Source organism: Rathayibacter sp. CAU 1779 (assembly GCF_054551755.1).
The window spans coordinates 999248-1014688 of sequence record NZ_JBTOLK010000001.1 but is presented as its reverse complement, the minus strand read 5'-3'; the positions used below and the strand labels follow the sequence as shown (position 1 = coordinate 1014688).

Below are 15441 nucleotides of genomic sequence, written 5' to 3'. Positions count from 1 at the left end.
CGCCATTTGCGCTCTATTGCACCGTTCGGAGTGGCGCGATAGTGCGCAAATGGCGCAATTGCCAGTCCCCGACCCCGGCCCTGACGGCGCCGGGACCCTGCGCTAGGCGATGATCGTGGACAGCAGTGTGCCGACGATCATCGCCGAGACGATGTAGATGAGGTTCGGCAGCTGGAACGAGTGGTCGACCACGAACTTGCCCATGTGGGTCGATCCGGTCTGATCGAACGCCACCGTCGCCACCTGGGATCCGTTGGCCGGCAGCGTGTAGATGCCCATCGCGGCTGGCCAGAGTCCGGCGATGAGCGATGCGGACAGCCCGATCGTGAGACCGATCGGCACGATCGCGTTGGTCGCGCTGGACTGGCTCGTCGTGAGCGCCGCCACAAGGAAGAGTGCGAGCGCGAAGAGCAGCGCGCCGATGAACGCGCTGGACCCCTGCACCATGGCGCCGAGCCCGTTCACGATGAGCGTCTGGTTGGCGGCGATGAACGTGTTGGCGAGCCACGCGATGCCGAACAGCGCGATCGCACCGACGATGCCTGCGGGGAACGTGGACTGCTTCGGCACCTCGGATGACTTCACCCGGCAGATCACGAAGATCAGCGCGGCCACCACGCCCATCGTGATCTCGATGATGGTCGTCACACCGAGCGGCGTCGGCTTGCCGTCCGCACCCGGCACCAGCGGGCGCAGGTTCTCGAAGAGCCCGAAGAACACGATCACGAGCACACCGAGGAGGAAGATCCCTGCCGAAGCCGTCGCCTGCCACGGCAGCTTCTTCAGCTCGGGCTTCTCCGGCGGCTGGATCTTGCCCTCGGCGAGCCGCTTCTGGAACTCGGGATCCTTGTCGAGGTCCTTGCCGTGCCGCAGCATGAACAGTGAGGCCAGGAACATGCCGACGATCGACGCCGGCCACATGATGAGCAGCAATTTGCCGAGGTCGAATCCGTGCGGCGCCAGCAGCACCACCATGGATGCCGTTGCCGCAGACACCGGCGAGCACAGGATGCCGACCTGCGACGCCACCGCGGAGACCGACAGCGCCCGCTCCGGCCGGATCCTCTGGCTGTACGAGGTCTCGTAGATCACCGGCAGCAGCGGATAGAAGATGTTGCCCGTTCCGGCGCCGACCGTGAAGAGGAAGGACATCGCCGGAGCGAGGAACACGACGGATCTGGGCCTCGATCTGATGGCCTTCGCCGCGACGGAGACCATCCAGTCGATGCCGCCGGCGGCCTGCATGACCGAGGCCGCCGTGATGACCGTGATGACGATGAACACCGCGTCGACGGGGGCGCTTCCCGGCGCCTCGCCGAAGAACATGACGAGCACGAAGACGCCGACGAGACCCCAGACGCCGAGTCCGATCCCGCTCGTGCGCGTCCCCATGTAGATGGCCGCGATGACGACCAGGAGTTCGACGACGAGCTTGACGACGTCCATCAGGCGGTCTCCCCGCGCTCACCGACGGACGCGGCGGCGAGCGCGCGGGCGGCTGCGGCATCCGCGAGCACCACGCTCTCCAGCGATGTCTCGACGATCCGATCACCGTCGGCGTGCACGCGAAGGGCGAGCGGATGCTCCACCGGACTGATCGCGCGCACGAACGTCGCTCCGTCGAAGTGGAGCGACTGCAGGTTCCCGACCGCGTAACCGGGTGGAAGCGCACCGGAGGTCAACGCCCGGTGGAACAGCGGCTGGCGCTGGTCTTCTGCGTCGTAGTGCGGGCAGAAGCTGCCCGGCAGGAATCCGAGGCCCTCGGGAAGCACCTGCAGGGTTGGACCGTAGCTATCGGTCGTCCCGCCCTCGAACCAGCAGATGCCGCCTGCGCTGCCTCCCGTGAAGACCACGTCGGAATCCATCCAGAGTTCCCGCATGATCTCGTCGAACCCCTGCCTGCGCCACACGTCGAGCATGTTGGCCGTGTTGCCGCCGCCGACGTGGATCACGTCGAAGCCGCGCACGAATCCGCGAAGGTCGTCGATGTCGCGGTGGAACAGCTTGAGGTGATGCGGGGCGCACCGGTCGGAGTCGTACGTCGTATAGAAGCTGAGCGTGTAGTCGAGCTCGTCTCCGGTCGCCGTGCCGACGAACAGCACGCGCGGACGCTCCTTGCCGGTCAGCGCCAGGATGTAGTCGTGCGTCGGATCGTCCCGACGCGCCATGAGCACCTTGCCTGCACCGCTCGCCACGATGTGGGCCATCAGCGTTTCCCCCTCGCGCTGTACTCCGCTCGCGGCGAAGCACGCGAACGTCGGGCTGGGACAAACGTAACCCTCGGAAAGCTCTTCAGGAACGATTCGTGCGCGGCCGGTCGTGCTCGTCGCCGGTTCATGAAGTCGCGCTCGCCGACGGTTCACAACTCAGGATCGGAACGGGGTGTCGCCTGCCCGCGCTGCGCCGTGGCGCGGGCATTGCGGGGCCGACGGCGCTCGGATCCTGAATTGTGAACGGCGTTGACGCCGCATCCTCTGGAACCACGCACCACGACCTTCGGTCTGTCGGCGACCTTCGGTCTGTCGGCGCCCTTCGATAGATTGATCCGCATGCGTGTCGCCACCTGGAACGTGAACTCCGTGCGCGCCCGAGCGGGTCGTGTCGTCGACTGGCTGGTGCGTGAAGACGTCGATGTGCTCGCCATGCAGGAGATCAAGTGCAAGCCGGAGCAGTTCCCGCGCGAGCAGTTCGAGGCGGCCGGCTACGAGCTGGCCATCTACGGCCTCAACCAGTGGAACGGTGTCGCATTCGCCTCCCGTCTTCCGATCGAGGATGTCGTCACCTCCTTCGAGGGCATGCCCGGCTTCGCGAAGGGGCAGGAGGGTTCCGACCTGCCGCAGGAGGCGCGCGCGATGGGCGTCACCGTCGCCGGCCTGCGGCTGTGGAGCCTCTACGTGCCCAACGGACGCGCCCTCGACGACCCGCACTATGCGTACAAGCTGGACTGGCTCGCGACGCTCGCCGCTGACACCCGCGGCTGGCTCGCCGAGCACCCCGATCAGCCGCTCGCGCTCATGGGCGACTGGAACATCGCGCCGACGGATGCCGACAACGGCGATCCGACGGTGCTCCCCGGCATCTCCACCCACATCTCGGAACCGGAACGTGCGGCGTTCGACGAGTTCGTCTCCCTCGGTCTCTCGGATGTGGTGCGCCAGTACCAGCCGGAGGGCTTCACGTACTGGGATTACAAGCAGCTGCGGTTCCCACGCAACGAGGGCATGCGCATCGACTTCATCATGGGATCGCAGCCGTTCGCTGACCTCGTGACGCACGGCAGCATCCACCGCAACGAGCGCAAGGGCGATGCCCCGAGCGACCACGTGCCGGTGCTGGTCGACCTCGACCTGTCGCTGAACGGCGGCGGCGAAGACGAAGACCGCCCGATGATCTTCGGCTGAATCCCGCGCGCTGGAGCTAAAAGCGGGGGCCATTTCTGGCCTCCGCCGCGACGATCACTCTTGTGGACCGCGCCGAAAATCGGAACTTTGCGGCGACAAGCCGCGGAAGGCATCCACCATTCGGCGCGGTGTGCTGGGACTCCGATTTCCGGCACGGTGTTCGCACGGGAATGGCACGGTGCTCGCACAGGGAACGGCACGGTGCTCGCACAGGGAACGGCACGGTGCTCGCATGGGGCCCGGGGATCTGTGATCGAGAGACGGGCGCGTCTGCTCGCCTGAGCACGGGGGTGAACAAGGGTTCTCGGTCCCCCGAGCGAGGGCTAGACTCGGGCGGATTCTGCCTGATCGCCCCCGCCCAGAGGATCCTCCCTCTCGTCGGCCCGCGTGACGGACCCGAGGCGAGGAGACGGCCATCAGCGGCGAGCCATTCTGGCGGGCGCGCTCTGCGCGGCGTCGGCCCCTGCTCGTCGCCATCGGCGCAACGGTGTTCGTGCTGGCTGCTCTGCTCTCGGCCGCGGGCGGTCTGTGGGGGCGGGCGCCGACATCCGAGGTGCGTCACGCGCTGGCGAGCGCGTCGCTCGCCGAGCGCTCGGAGACCGTGACGGCGCATGCGTCGCGGGTGAACGCGGCGCAGCGAAGCCGCGTGGATGCCCTGATCGCACGGGAGTTCGGATCCGCACCCGTGCACGTGGCACGCACCACCTCGGGCGACGCACTGCGCTGGACGGTGACGCCCGTCGTTTCGAAGGTGCTCCCTGCGGATCTGGCGGCGCTGCAACACGGGTTCACCGTGTTCGGGCCGGGCGTGGACGACGCGCTGACGTCGGCGGGCGGTGCCACGGCGACCGGAGCGGGCGCGACGACGATCGCCACCATCGCCCAGGCCGTGCAGGTGGTGGAGCAGACGATCGTGGTGCCGCTCGGGATCCTCGCCGTCGCAGGCGCCGTCGCCGTCGCGATGCTCGGGCACCTGCTCGTCGTGGCGCGCACGACGGAGGATCGCCTGCTGCGGCTGCGCGGCGCATCCTCGACTCGCATGGTCGGTCGGTCACTGCTCGAGGGCGCGACCGTCGCGGTGCCGTCCGTCGTGGCCGGTGCGATCGTGGCGCAGCTCGTGCTCGCCCTGCTGCTCGGGCTTCCCGTCGGAGTCGCCGAGGTGGTCGTCCCTCCGGTCGCTGCGCTGCTGCTCGCCGTGCTCGCGCTCGTGGCGACGGCGGTGCCGGCCGCGGTCCGTCCGCTCGCGGGAGACGACGCGCGCCGGCGCGGCGCATCCACGGTGGGCATGGTCGCGATCGTGCTCGTCGTGCTCGGCGCCATCTGCACCTGGCGATATCAGGAGGCGGCGGATGCCGCATCCCTCATCCGCGATCCCCTCGCGCTGGCAGCTCCCACCGTGGTGCTCTGCGCCCTGGCAGCGGTGGCCGCGGCGCTCCTGGCCCCCCTCGGACGTCTCGTCGCCGCACGTCTCGCCCGCGGCCGCACGCTCGGCACCGCGCTGACCGGCAGGCAGATCGCGCAGAGCTCGGGGATCCTCGCGGCTCCCGTGCTGCTCGTCGCCCTGGCCGTCGCAACAGGCACGCTCGCCGCGGGCGCGACGGCGACGTCGGAGTCGTTCCTCGACGACGCCGCTCGGCTCGCCAACGGCGGCGCGGCGCGGATCACGGTCGACGGCGACCCGCTGCTCTCCAGCTCTCAGGATCTTCTGCCGGCCGGTCTCCGTCGCGCGGCGAGCGCGGATCCGTCGTCGGCTCCGGTGGCGCCGGTGCTGCGGTCGTCCGGCATGATCAGCAACATCGCGACGAGCGTGGTCGGGATGCGCGCGTCCGAGCTGCCGACGATCGTGCCGGTGAACGAGCGCCGCCTGGACTCCGCAGGCATCGAGTCGTCGATCGCGTCGAAGAAGCTGCCGGGCGTCGTCCTTGGCTCGGCTTCAGGCTCGGCTTCAGGCTCGGCGTCGACCTCAGGCTCGACGCTGACCGCCGTGCTGCAGTCGTCGGGCACCTGGGCGATCGACACGCCGAAAGCGTCGGCGCCGACGGCGACGATCACGCTCTGGCTCGTGGATCCCGCGGGCGATGCCGCTCCCGTCTCGGTGCCGCAGACCCTCGTCGGCGACGACAGCACGGTGTCGGTCCGACTGCCATCCGGCGGGCCGTGGACGGTGGCAGCCGCCGACGTCGGTGTGCAGTCGGACGTCATCGCGACGGATGTCACCGTCGCCCTGAAAGACCTCAAGGTGGACGGCAAGGCGGTCGCCGCCTCGACGGCCAAGTGGGCAGCGCGTCCGGACATCTTCGGCGACCGGGCTTCGACCACCGCGACGACCACGATCGGCGCGGGCCTGCCGCTGGTGGATCCGGCATCGGTCGGCGGTGAGCTGGTGCGCGTGATGCCGGTCGGATCCGCGAGCGCTCCCGTGGCGATCAGCCAGAGCCTCGCCGATCAGACGGGACTCCGTGTCGGCGACACGACGGCCGTCGACGGCCAGGTGGCGAGCTTCACCGCGAAGGTCGCGCGGATCATCCCGGTCGTACCGGGCACCACCGGCGGCGCTGCGATGCTCGCCGACCTCCCGCTGCTGCAGGCCGCGTACTTCGCCGGATCCCAGCAGCCGCCGACCGTGCTCGAGGCCTGGACCGCGAATCCCGTCGTCGTCCGCGGCGCGTGGGGCCTTCACGGCGTGACGATCACCCGCCCGTCCACGGTGCTCGAGGCCGGATTCGTGCGGGCGTCCGCGACGGCGTTGTGGCTCGCCGCAGCAGGAGCCGCCGCGTTCGCCGCGCTGACAGTGGCCGCGACCGTCGCGGCGCTGCAGCGCGATCGGCGACCGGAGATCGAGGTGCTGCGCACGCTGGGCGTCGAGTCGAAGCGGCAGGCGGGCATCCGGGTCGCTGAGTCGGGCGGTGCCGTCGCGTTCGCGCTCGTCGCCGGCGGGCTGGCCGGGCTGCTCGCCATCCCCTTGATCGCGGGCGCCGTCGCGCGCACGTCGGCGCCCGCAGCACCCGACGTGCTGCCCGTCGGCATCGCGATCGACGGGCTCGGCCTCGTGATCCTCGTCGGCGCGCTCGCGGTCGTCGTCGCCGGGCTCATCGCGGGACAGTATCGGCTCACGCTGCGGGCCGCCGAGAGCCCGGACGACCAGCTGGAGGGTGCGTCGTGAGCGGCGGGCGGGCATCCGACCGCTCGGTGTTCCGCCGGTCGCTGGTGGACCAGGCCGCTCGGCTCGTGGTGCTCGGGGTGCTCGTGGCCGTGATCGCGCTGGCTGCCGTCGGAGCACCTCGGCTGACCGAGCGGCTCATCGACGGCAACCTGCGGCACACCGTGTCGTCGGCATCAGCGCCGTCGCGCGACCTGATCTCCGAGATCGACGCGCAGCACCGGCTCCCGTCGAAGCCCGGCACCTCGGAGTACACGATCGCGCCGACCTGGAACGCGATGCCCGCCACCCTGCGTCACGCCACGTCGAGCATGCCGTCCGAGCTGCGGGACGTCGTCGGATCCGGTCGGTTCACCGGCATCGCGAGCCCCGTCCAGGGCGGCGGCCTCGACCCCGGATTCAACTCGTCGAAGACCCCGGATGCTCCATCGGGCGGGCAGATCCTCTCGGTGGAGGCGTATCCGGGCCTGAAGGCGGATGCCTCGCTCGTCTCCGGCCGCTGGCCCCGGGAATCCGCCTCGGCGACGGGTCCGGTGGAAGTCGTGATGACCGCTGACGCCGCGAGCGCACTGCGCTGGCACCTCGGCGAGACGCAGCACATCTTCCACTCCCCGTTCGACCGCGTCGTGAAGCTGGTGGGAACGATCCGGCCGCGCCAGACCGAAAGCGACTACTGGGCGCTGGACACGACACGCGCGCGCATCGTCGTGCAGACCAACAGCGACGGACAGCAGTACCGGCGCGCGGTGATCTGGGTGAACGCCGACTCGTGGGACGAGATCGGCGGACGGTTCCCCGGCAACAGCATCGAGTCCTGGTTCCCGGTCGACGGGGACGCCGTCGCGCTCTCGACGCTGCCCGACCTGCAGAACGGACTCGATCTGTTCCTGACCAACCCGGAGCCCATCCACGACGGCACCCAGGACGGACATGTTCTTCGGCTGTCGTCGTCGCTGCCCGGCATCCTCTCCGCGTTCTCGGTGACAGCGCTCGCCTCGTCATCGATCGTGGCGCTGACGATGGCGGCGGCCGCCGGCGTGGCACTGCTGACGTTGCTGCTCACGGTGCGGCTTCTCGTGGCATCCAGGGCTTCCGTGCGCAGCCTGATGCGCACCAGAGGCGCCTCGCTGGCGACACTCGGCCTGCGCACTGCCGCCGAGCTGGCCGTTGCCGCCGTTCCCGCGGCTCTCGTCGGCGGCGTCGTCGGGATCGCGCTGGTGGCCGTTCCGGTGGGCGTGGATCCGTCGGTCCCGTTCGCCTTCGGCACCCGCGAGGTACTCACGGTCGTGGTGTGCGCGCTCATCGCCCCGGCCGCCGCCGCATGCTTCGTGCTGGCCGGCGACGGCCTCCCGGCGGCCGCGAAGTCCGCGGCGCAACGACTCAGCTGGATCGGCCAGGCAGCGCTCGTCGTCCTCGCGGCCGCGGCTCTGGTCGTGGTCGTCGAGGGCGGCGTGGCAGGCGGCGAGTCGAGTGTCGATCCGCTCGTCGTGCTGACGCCTCTGCTGCTCGCACTGGCGGGTGCCGCCGTGGTTCTCCGGCTCTTCCCGCTGCTTGTTCGGATGCTGCGCGGCGGCTTGCCCTCACGGGGTAGGGCCGCCTCGTTCGTCGGCCTGACCGAGGCGAGGGCGACGACCGGCGTCGCCTGGATGGTCACCGCCGCCGTCGTCGCGACGAGCATGGGCGTGCTGTCCGTGGTGCTCGTGACCAGCGCCCTGGGCGTCACGGTCACGACGGGCGGCACGAACGCGTCGGGTCCGTCCAGCGTCGCCCCGGTCATCGTGCCCGGACTCCTCGGCATCACGATCGCAGGCATCGTGCTGAGCGTCGCGTGCGCGGCCGCAGCCTTCGCGGCATCGTCGGTGGCGGATGCCCGTGCCCGCCGCCTCCGGACCGTCACCCTGCGCACGCTCGGCTTCGAACGCTCGGCGCCGGGAATCGTGGCGGCGTGGATCACGGTTCCGGTGGCGATCGTCAGCGTCGTCGTGGGATGCGCGCTCGGCGTGCTCATCGCGATCCCGACGCTGCCGGCGATCGTGTCGACCGGATCCGGATCCGCCGCGACCGTGGTCATCGGCTGGGTCCCCATCCTCGCTGCCGCGGGATCCATCCTCGTGCTCGCCGTCGTCGCCGGCGTGGTGCCGGCACTGGTGGACCGCCGCGCGACGCTGGACGACGGGGACGGGACCGGGACACGGCGAGGCAAGGCATCCGCCCGCAGTTCGAGGCCCGCGGGTTCGAGGCCCGCGGGTTCGACGTCCCCGGGTTCGACACCCGCGAGTTCGACACCCGCGAGTTCGACACCCGCGAGTTCGACACCCGCGAGTTCGACACCTGCCGGATCGAAAGCCGCCCCAAGGAGGCAAGCATGACGTCACGATCAGCGGCGCGGATGACGCGGGCACAGGCATCCGCTACGGCACCTGCCGTTCCGGGTACCGGACGCCACCCGGGCGGCGCCATCGTGTGCCGCGGCCTCGTGCGCATCTACGCATCGAAGGACGTCGAGGTGCAGGCGCTGCAGGGTCTCGACCTCGACATCGCCTCCGGCGAACTGGTGGCGATCGTCGGGGCATCCGGGTCGGGCAAGTCCACGCTGCTGGGCATCCTCTCGGCGCACGACAAGCCGACGGCCGGCACGGCGATGGTGGCCGGGATGCCCGCACACGCGCTGAGCCGCGCCGACCGTCTGCGCTATCGGCGTCGCGTCGTCGGATTCGTGTGGCAGAAGACAGAGCGCAACCTCATTCCGTACCTCACCGTCGCCGAGAACCTGCACCTCGCCAGGTCTCTCGGCACGGGAATGACCGGCAGCAGCAAGGGCAGCACCGTCGCCGGCGTGGATGCCCGCACCGCGGACCTCGTCGACCTGCTCGGCCTCGGAGATGTCGCCGACCGGCGTCCGGCCGAGATCTCCGGCGGCCAGCGGCAGCGGGCGGCGATCGCGGTCGGGCTCGTCAACGAGCCGTCCGTGCTGCTCGCCGACGAACCGACGGGCGAGCTGGACGACGCGACGAGCGCCGACGTGCTCGAGATCCTGCGGCGCGTGAACCGCGAGCTCGGCACCACGACGCTCATCGTCACGCACGACGCGACGGTGTCGGAGCACGTGGGGCGCACCATTCAGATCCGTGACGGACGGATCTCGAGCGAAGTGCTCCGCGACGACGACGTGCTCGGCACAGGGCTCCCTGCGCGCGAGTTCACGGTCGTCGACTCCGTCGGACGCATGCAGCTGCCGAAGGAGTACGTATCGCACCTGGGCATCAGGGACCGCGCCCGCCTCGAGCTGCACGACGACCACATCGGCGTCTACGCGGAGCACACCCCGAGCACAGGCGAACACGTGCCGCAACAAGCGTCGGCGCCTGGGCCCTCCGCTGCGCCACCGATCACGGACGCCTCCGCCCCCGCGCCGGACCTCGGTGCCCCGGCCGCGCCCGTCGCCGATCCCGCCCTTGATGCCGCACCCGCGCTCGACGTCAGCACCACGGCAGCACCCAGGCACCGCAAGCCGAGTGCGGGCGAGAGTCGCGGCGCTTCCGATCACACCGCGGGGTCCGACGCCGCAGGGTTCGACGCAGAAGGATCTGACGCAGGGTCCGACGCAGAAGAGTCCGCCGACGCAGCGGGATCCGAGGCACCCGACGGCGCAGCGGCATCCGACGACACCGAGGAGAACGGCCGATGAACGGCGAACCCGTCCTCATCGCACAGGGCGCATCGCGACGCTTCGCCAGCGGCATCCAGACCGTGGATGCCTGTGCCGACGTCGACCTGAGCGTGAAGCCCGGCGAGTTCGTCGTGGTGCGCGGCCGATCCGGCGCCGGCAAGACCACGCTCCTCTCTCTGCTCGCCGGCCTCGTGCGTCCCACCGGCGGTCGGGTCGAGGCGCTCGGTCTGGACCTCGGATCCGCCACCGAGACCGAGCTCACCCGGCTGCGCCGAGCGGACATCGCGACCATCCCGCAGGACTTCGGCCTGCTCGGCGCACTCACCGCCGCCGAGAACGTGGAGGTCCCGCTCCGACTGACCCGTGAGGATCCGCACGAGCGCGATCGTCTCGTCGCCCACGCCCTGGATGCCGTCGGTCTCGGCCATCAGGCGAAGCAACGGCCCGACCAGCTTTCCGGCGGCCAGCAGCAGCGGGTCGCGATCGCCAGGGCCATCGTGCGTCCGCGCCGCATCGTGCTGGCCGACGAGCCGACCGGATCCCTCGACTCCGCCACCGCCGCGACCATCACGGACGTGCTGCACGGGCTCGCGCGTTCGGGCGAGTCCGCGGTCGTCGTGACGACCCACGATCCGGTCGTCGTCGCCCGCGCGGACCGCGTGCTGCAGATGCACGACGGGCGCATCACGGAGGTCTGAGGCGCCTGTCCGCTCCGGCTGTCCTCCGGCTCCGGCCGCCCTCCCGACTCAGCCGCCATCCCGACGCCGGCCGCCCTCAGGACTCAGCCGCCATCCCGACCGAGCCGCCCTCGGGACCCGGCGGTCCTCCCGACCCGGCTGCCAACAGCAGTGTCCGCGCTCTCGCGTCCAGAACAGCAGAATTCCTAGTGTCCTCGACGACACCTGCTGTTCTCGGTGCGGCGCCGCCTACGGCCGGTACTCGTCCTGCGGCTGCCGGTACATCCGCGCCGCGGACTCATCGCCACTGCGTCCGCCGTTCTGCGCGCCACCAACCAGCGCCACAACCCCAGCGACCCAGCGCGCGGCACGTCCGACCGCTGTTCCCCACCGACGGATCATGCCCAGACCCTACTCGCGCCCCCGCCGCTGCGTCCGCACCCAGCGCGCGATCACCGCGTCGAGAATGCTCGTGTCGTCATCATTCCCGTCCTTGCCATGGTCGCCTCCGGCCCGAATGCACCCCGCGTCGCCGTTCCGCTGTCCCTTTGTGTCGCCCCGCCCGATCCCGGGCGACACAAAGGGACAGCGGAACGGCGGGAATCGGGACCGCGGAACAACGGGACAACGGGACAACGGGACAACGGGACAACCGAGGGTGCTGGGAACACACCCGAGATCCCTCAGGGCGGCGGTAATGTCGAGCGTCGGCTGCACCGTGCGCTGTCGTGCGGCCGTCGAGTCTCGTCGGTCCCCTTCCGCGATCGGCGTCGGAGCGACACCTCGAACACGCACGGAGGGAGCACAGGATGCCGCACCACGAGGATCCGGCAGGTCGAGTCCGAGCGCGGCGAGTCGGGCGGATGGCGCCGTTCCCCGCCGTCCTGACCGCTGTCGCTCTCGCGTCGCTCCTCACCGCGTGCTCCAGCCCGACGCCGTCACGCCCGGCCGCGGCCAGAAGCGACGGCCAATCCGCGGCCCAGGCCGACAGCCAGTCGAAGGGCGTGATGCACACGGTCCCGCCGCTGAAGCCCGGCGTGCTGGATCCGTCTCCGGCGCCGACTGCGGGGAATCAGCCGCTGACGGCAGACCAGGCCTCGCTGCAGCAGCTCTGGGCCGCGGTCACAAGCGGGCCGGGCAGCACCGCGTCAGACCGAGCTGCCGGCGACATCCCGCAGACTTTCACGGACTTCGCGGATGCCATCCAGAAGCGGTGCGCTCCCATCCTCACGGCCGACCAGGCCTCGGCTCTGAGCGCGTTGCGCCAGACGGTCACCACGACGGCGGCCACCGCAGGCACGGATCTCGGCCCCTCGATAACGGCCTACGTCGACGACGCGACCAAGGACTGCATGAACTGAGCGGCCCCGAGGTCTGCATCCCACACCTGCCGAGACTAGACGTCTGCGGCGAGACCAGCCGCGTGAGCGCCAGCCTCATCGCAGACGTCTAGTCTCGCGGGGCTTCGAGGCGGGCGGGACAGCCCGTCAGTACATCATCCGCGGGTCGGCGTAGTACTTGAACTCGAGCAGGTTGCCCGACGGATCCTTCAGCATGAAGGACTCGTGCTCCTCGACCTTGCCCTCGAAGCGGTGGAACGGCTCGACGAAGAACTCGAGCTCTCGGGTGCGGGCGAGCGCGACGAGGCGGCGCCAGTCATCCGCTTCCCGGAAGGTCACGCCGAAATGCCGCGGATACATGCTCGGGTTCGGGTCGTAGTTCTGCGACAGATGGCACACCACCTGGTCACCGAAGAAGTCGAGCGTGATGCGGTCGTCGTAACGGCGAGCGAGCTTGCAGCCGAGACCCTTCACATAGAAGTCGTACGCCTCGTCGAGGTCTTTGGCCGGGATGGCGAGGTGGAAGGCGTCGCGGGGTTCACGCATGGATGTCTCCTCGGAGTGCGGGTTCGGGGTGGGTGGCGGGGTCGAAGGATTCGTCGACGGCGGCGTCCAGCGCAAGCAGGGTGTCGCTGCGCAGGCCGAGGCGCAGCGTCTCCAGCGGCACCAGGTCGGAGTGCGCGATGTTGCCGACGTTCACGTTGGGTCCGATCCGGCGGATGAAGTAGTTCTGCAGCTCCTTCGTCGGCGTCTCGAACATGAGGCGGTCGACGTCCACACCGGATTCCAGGATCTCTTCGATCAGCCCGTAGCGCAGCTCGCCGTTGGAACGGGCGATGCCGCTCTTACCGCTCTCGCGGGCCTCCGTGATGACGGTGTGGGCACCGGCGGCGAGGTCCTCGTTGATGTAGCGCACCCAGAGCTCGGGGCGCATCGTCTCTGAACGGTCGGACTCCTTGTAGCCGACCTCGCTGTAGACGCGGTAATCGGATGCCACCCGCGCGATGTAGTCGGCCTTGCGCTCGTTCGAAAGGGCGATGGTGCCGTTCGAGATCTCGACCGTCCGCACCTCGTATTCGTCCACGAAGCGGCGCCACTGATCGAACATGCCCTGTGAGACGTACTTCTCGAACAGGGTGCCGCCGAAGTAGAAGTCGATGCCGTTGGCCAGCAACGCATCGATCTTGTACGTCAACTGGGCGGTGACCAGGGCGGTGCCCCAGCCGAACTTGACGACGTCGACCAGATCGCTGTGGCTCTCGACGGTGTCCACGAACTGCGCGGTCGGCAGCCCACCGTCGATCATCATCGTGCGCCCGCGCGCACGCGGCTTCGCTTCTCTGGCCGGCAGTCGGAGTGAGGTTTGCAGCATCGCGACTCCTTCCCGTGCGCCCTTGAAGAGGGAACCTGGGCAGCACGTGCGGACCACACTGGCCGCGTCGTCTGTGCTTTTTCACAGGCAACGCTATGCCTCAGGTGCGGATCCTGCACCCCCGGTCAGCAGTTCGGTAAGCTCCGCGAGCGAGTCGACCACCGCGAAGCACGACGCTTCGATCGCTTCGTCGTGCTCGATGAATCCCCATGGGCCGCGGCGGATCCGTACAGCGAGCAATCCCGCCTGCATCGGCGCGACCACGTCGTTGCGCAGCTGGTCGCCCACGTACACGGTCCGCTCCGGAGAGGCCCCCGCCTCCGCGGCAGCACGGCGGAAGAATTCCGGATCCGGCTTCGCGACGCCCCAGTCCGTCGAGGAGGCGATGAATGCTGCGCCCAGGTCGAGGGCGCGCAGACGGTTGCTCGTGCGGGACGGCTGGTTGCCGGCGATGCCGACCACGATGTCGCGGGCGGCGAGCGCTGCCAGTGCGGGGCGGACATCCGGGTACAGATCGTCCTCGGTGATGCCGACGTCGAGCCCTGCTTCGCGCCGAGCCGCCAGAAGCTCCGCGTAGGACGGCGCCGAACCGAGCGAGTCGGCAAGCTCATCACCGGCCGTGCCGTCGACGGCTGCCGAACCCGTCACCGCGCCGAAGTACTCGATCACGTCGGCCACCTTGTGTCCGCGCGCGATCATCGCGCCGAACACTGCGGAGAACGTGTGCGCCGGCACGCCGAAGAACCGGGCCCAGGCCGCGTACTCGCGGGTGCGGTCGAGAACGGTCTCGCCGATGTCGAGGATGACGGCATCCGCGATGCCGGCGGGATCGTGCGGCGACTCGGGCATGCATCGATCCTGTCACCGTCGCATCGGGCGAACGGCGGATGCGGCACCGCGCTCAGGCCAGCAGCGCCGAGATCACCAGCAGCACGGGCAGCGAAGCGATCGTCGTGATGAGCACGGTGTCGCGAGCGATCGCCTCGCCGCGCTGGTAGCGGCTGGCGTAGTTGAACACGTTCTGCGCTGTGGGGAGCGCCGCGAGCGCGACGACCGCGAACAGTGCGTGGCCATGCAGCCCGAGCAATGCCGCGACGGCCCATGCCACAAGCGGCATGAGTATGACCTTGCCGACGGATGCCGCGACGATCGGCATCCGTTCGTGTGCGGCGCGCAGGGGCCGTGCTCCGCGCAGCGAGATCCCGAACGCCAGCAGAACGAGCGGGACCGCCGCGCCGCCGAGGATCTCGAGGGGCTGGAGCACGGCATCCGGGACGCGCCATCCGGTGAGGTCGATCACGACCGCGAGCACGGAGGCCAGGATGATCGGGTTGCGCACCGGCTGCAGCAGCACGCTGCGCCAGGATGCCCGGCCGTGCGACGTGGTGTCGAGCACCGCGAGCGCGACGGGCGCGAACACGATGAGCTGCAGCAGCAGAACGGGCGCGACCAGCGCAGCCTTGCCGAGCACGTAGACGGCGACGGGGAGGCCGATGTTGTTGGCGTTGACGTATCCGGCTCCGAGCGCACCGATCGTGGTCTCCGGCGCGGGACGCGGGAAGAAGAGCCTGCTCACCACCACGAAGACCAGGGCTGCGACCACGGACGACACCGCTGCCACGAGGAGGTTCGCGGAGAAGACATCGTGCAGATCCGCGTGCACGAGCACGGTGAACAGAAGTGCGGGGCTCGCGATGAAGAAGGCCACGCGGTTGAGCACGTATCCGGTGGACGGTCCGCCGAGGCCGAAGCGCCCGGCGAGGTAGCCGACGAGGATGACGAAGGCGATGATCCCGAATCCGATCAGCACGCCCGTCACCC

General features: G+C 69.9%; 13 protein-coding genes. 6 read left to right on the top strand and 7 right to left on the bottom strand.

All coding sequences use genetic code 11. The features are described 5' to 3' along the window. Positions 1-102 precede the first annotated feature (102 nt). A complete protein-coding gene (locus tag ACX9R5_RS04620) occupies positions 103-1446 on the bottom strand; it encodes an anaerobic C4-dicarboxylate transporter family protein (RefSeq protein WP_459407820.1) in 1344 nt (447 codons plus the stop codon). Then, entirely contained in the window at positions 1446-2207 is a 762-nt protein-coding gene (locus ACX9R5_RS04615) for a Type 1 glutamine amidotransferase-like domain-containing protein (RefSeq protein ID WP_459407819.1), read from the bottom strand. Before ACX9R5_RS04615 ends, ACX9R5_RS04620 begins: the two co-directional genes overlap by 1 nt. Before the next feature lie 342 nt (positions 2208-2549). Between ACX9R5_RS04615 and ACX9R5_RS04610 the strand changes: the two genes are divergently transcribed. The 5 genes from ACX9R5_RS04610 (at position 2550) to ACX9R5_RS04590 (ending at position 10929) form a co-directional block, all read left to right on the top strand. Then, on the top strand, positions 2550-3401 hold the full coding sequence (locus tag ACX9R5_RS04610) for an exodeoxyribonuclease III (protein ID WP_459407818.1): 852 nt from the start codon (positions 2550-2552) through the stop codon (positions 3399-3401). 493 nt (positions 3402-3894) lie between these two features. Beyond that, positions 3895-6564 carry an FtsX-like permease family protein gene (locus ACX9R5_RS04605; RefSeq protein ID WP_459407817.1) on the top strand — a complete coding sequence of 890 codons (2670 nt, stop codon included), beginning with the start codon at positions 3895-3897 and terminating at the stop codon, positions 6562-6564. Further along, positions 6561-8930, top strand: coding sequence for an FtsX-like permease family protein (locus ACX9R5_RS04600; RefSeq protein WP_459407816.1), 2370 nt, complete (start codon positions 6561-6563; stop codon positions 8928-8930). The genes ACX9R5_RS04605 and ACX9R5_RS04600 overlap by 4 nt, the downstream gene beginning before the upstream one ends. After that, entirely contained in the window at positions 8927-10249 is a 1323-nt protein-coding gene (locus ACX9R5_RS04595; RefSeq protein ID WP_459407815.1) for an ABC transporter ATP-binding protein, read from the top strand. Before ACX9R5_RS04600 ends, ACX9R5_RS04595 begins: the two co-directional genes overlap by 4 nt. Beyond that, on the top strand, positions 10246-10929 hold the full coding sequence (locus tag ACX9R5_RS04590; protein WP_459407814.1) for an ABC transporter ATP-binding protein: 684 nt from the start codon (positions 10246-10248) through the stop codon (positions 10927-10929). The genes ACX9R5_RS04595 and ACX9R5_RS04590 overlap by 4 nt, the downstream gene beginning before the upstream one ends. Positions 10930-11157: 228 nt before the next feature. Here ACX9R5_RS04590 and ACX9R5_RS04585 read toward each other — a convergent pair whose 3' ends face one another. Continuing rightward, positions 11158-11310 carry a hypothetical protein gene (locus ACX9R5_RS04585; protein WP_459407813.1) on the bottom strand — a complete coding sequence of 51 codons (153 nt, stop codon included), beginning with the start codon at positions 11308-11310 and terminating at the stop codon, positions 11158-11160. A gap of 461 nt (positions 11311-11771) precedes the next feature. Here ACX9R5_RS04585 and ACX9R5_RS04580 point away from each other — a divergent pair, with 461 nt between their 5' ends. Then, positions 11772-12269 carry a hypothetical protein gene (locus ACX9R5_RS04580; RefSeq protein ID WP_459407812.1) on the top strand — a complete coding sequence of 166 codons (498 nt, stop codon included), beginning with the start codon at positions 11772-11774 and terminating at the stop codon, positions 12267-12269. Positions 12270-12395: 126 nt separating this feature from the next. Here ACX9R5_RS04580 and ACX9R5_RS04575 read toward each other — a convergent pair whose 3' ends face one another. From ACX9R5_RS04575 to ACX9R5_RS04560, 4 genes are all read right to left on the bottom strand, one after another. Beyond that, a complete protein-coding gene (locus ACX9R5_RS04575; protein WP_459407811.1) occupies positions 12396-12794 on the bottom strand; it encodes a VOC family protein in 399 nt (132 codons plus the stop codon). Beyond that, a complete protein-coding gene (locus ACX9R5_RS04570) occupies positions 12787-13620 on the bottom strand; it encodes a phosphosulfolactate synthase (RefSeq protein ID WP_459407810.1) in 834 nt (277 codons plus the stop codon). The genes ACX9R5_RS04575 and ACX9R5_RS04570 overlap by 8 nt, the downstream gene beginning before the upstream one ends. 93 nt (positions 13621-13713) lie before the next feature. Continuing rightward, a complete protein-coding gene (locus tag ACX9R5_RS04565; protein ID WP_459407809.1) occupies positions 13714-14469 on the bottom strand; it encodes an HAD family hydrolase in 756 nt (251 codons plus the stop codon). Positions 14470-14521: 52 nt separating this feature from the next. Continuing rightward, positions 14522-15439, bottom strand: coding sequence for an AEC family transporter (locus tag ACX9R5_RS04560; protein WP_459407808.1), 918 nt, complete (start codon positions 15437-15439; stop codon positions 14522-14524). Positions 15440-15441 lie beyond the last annotated feature (2 nt).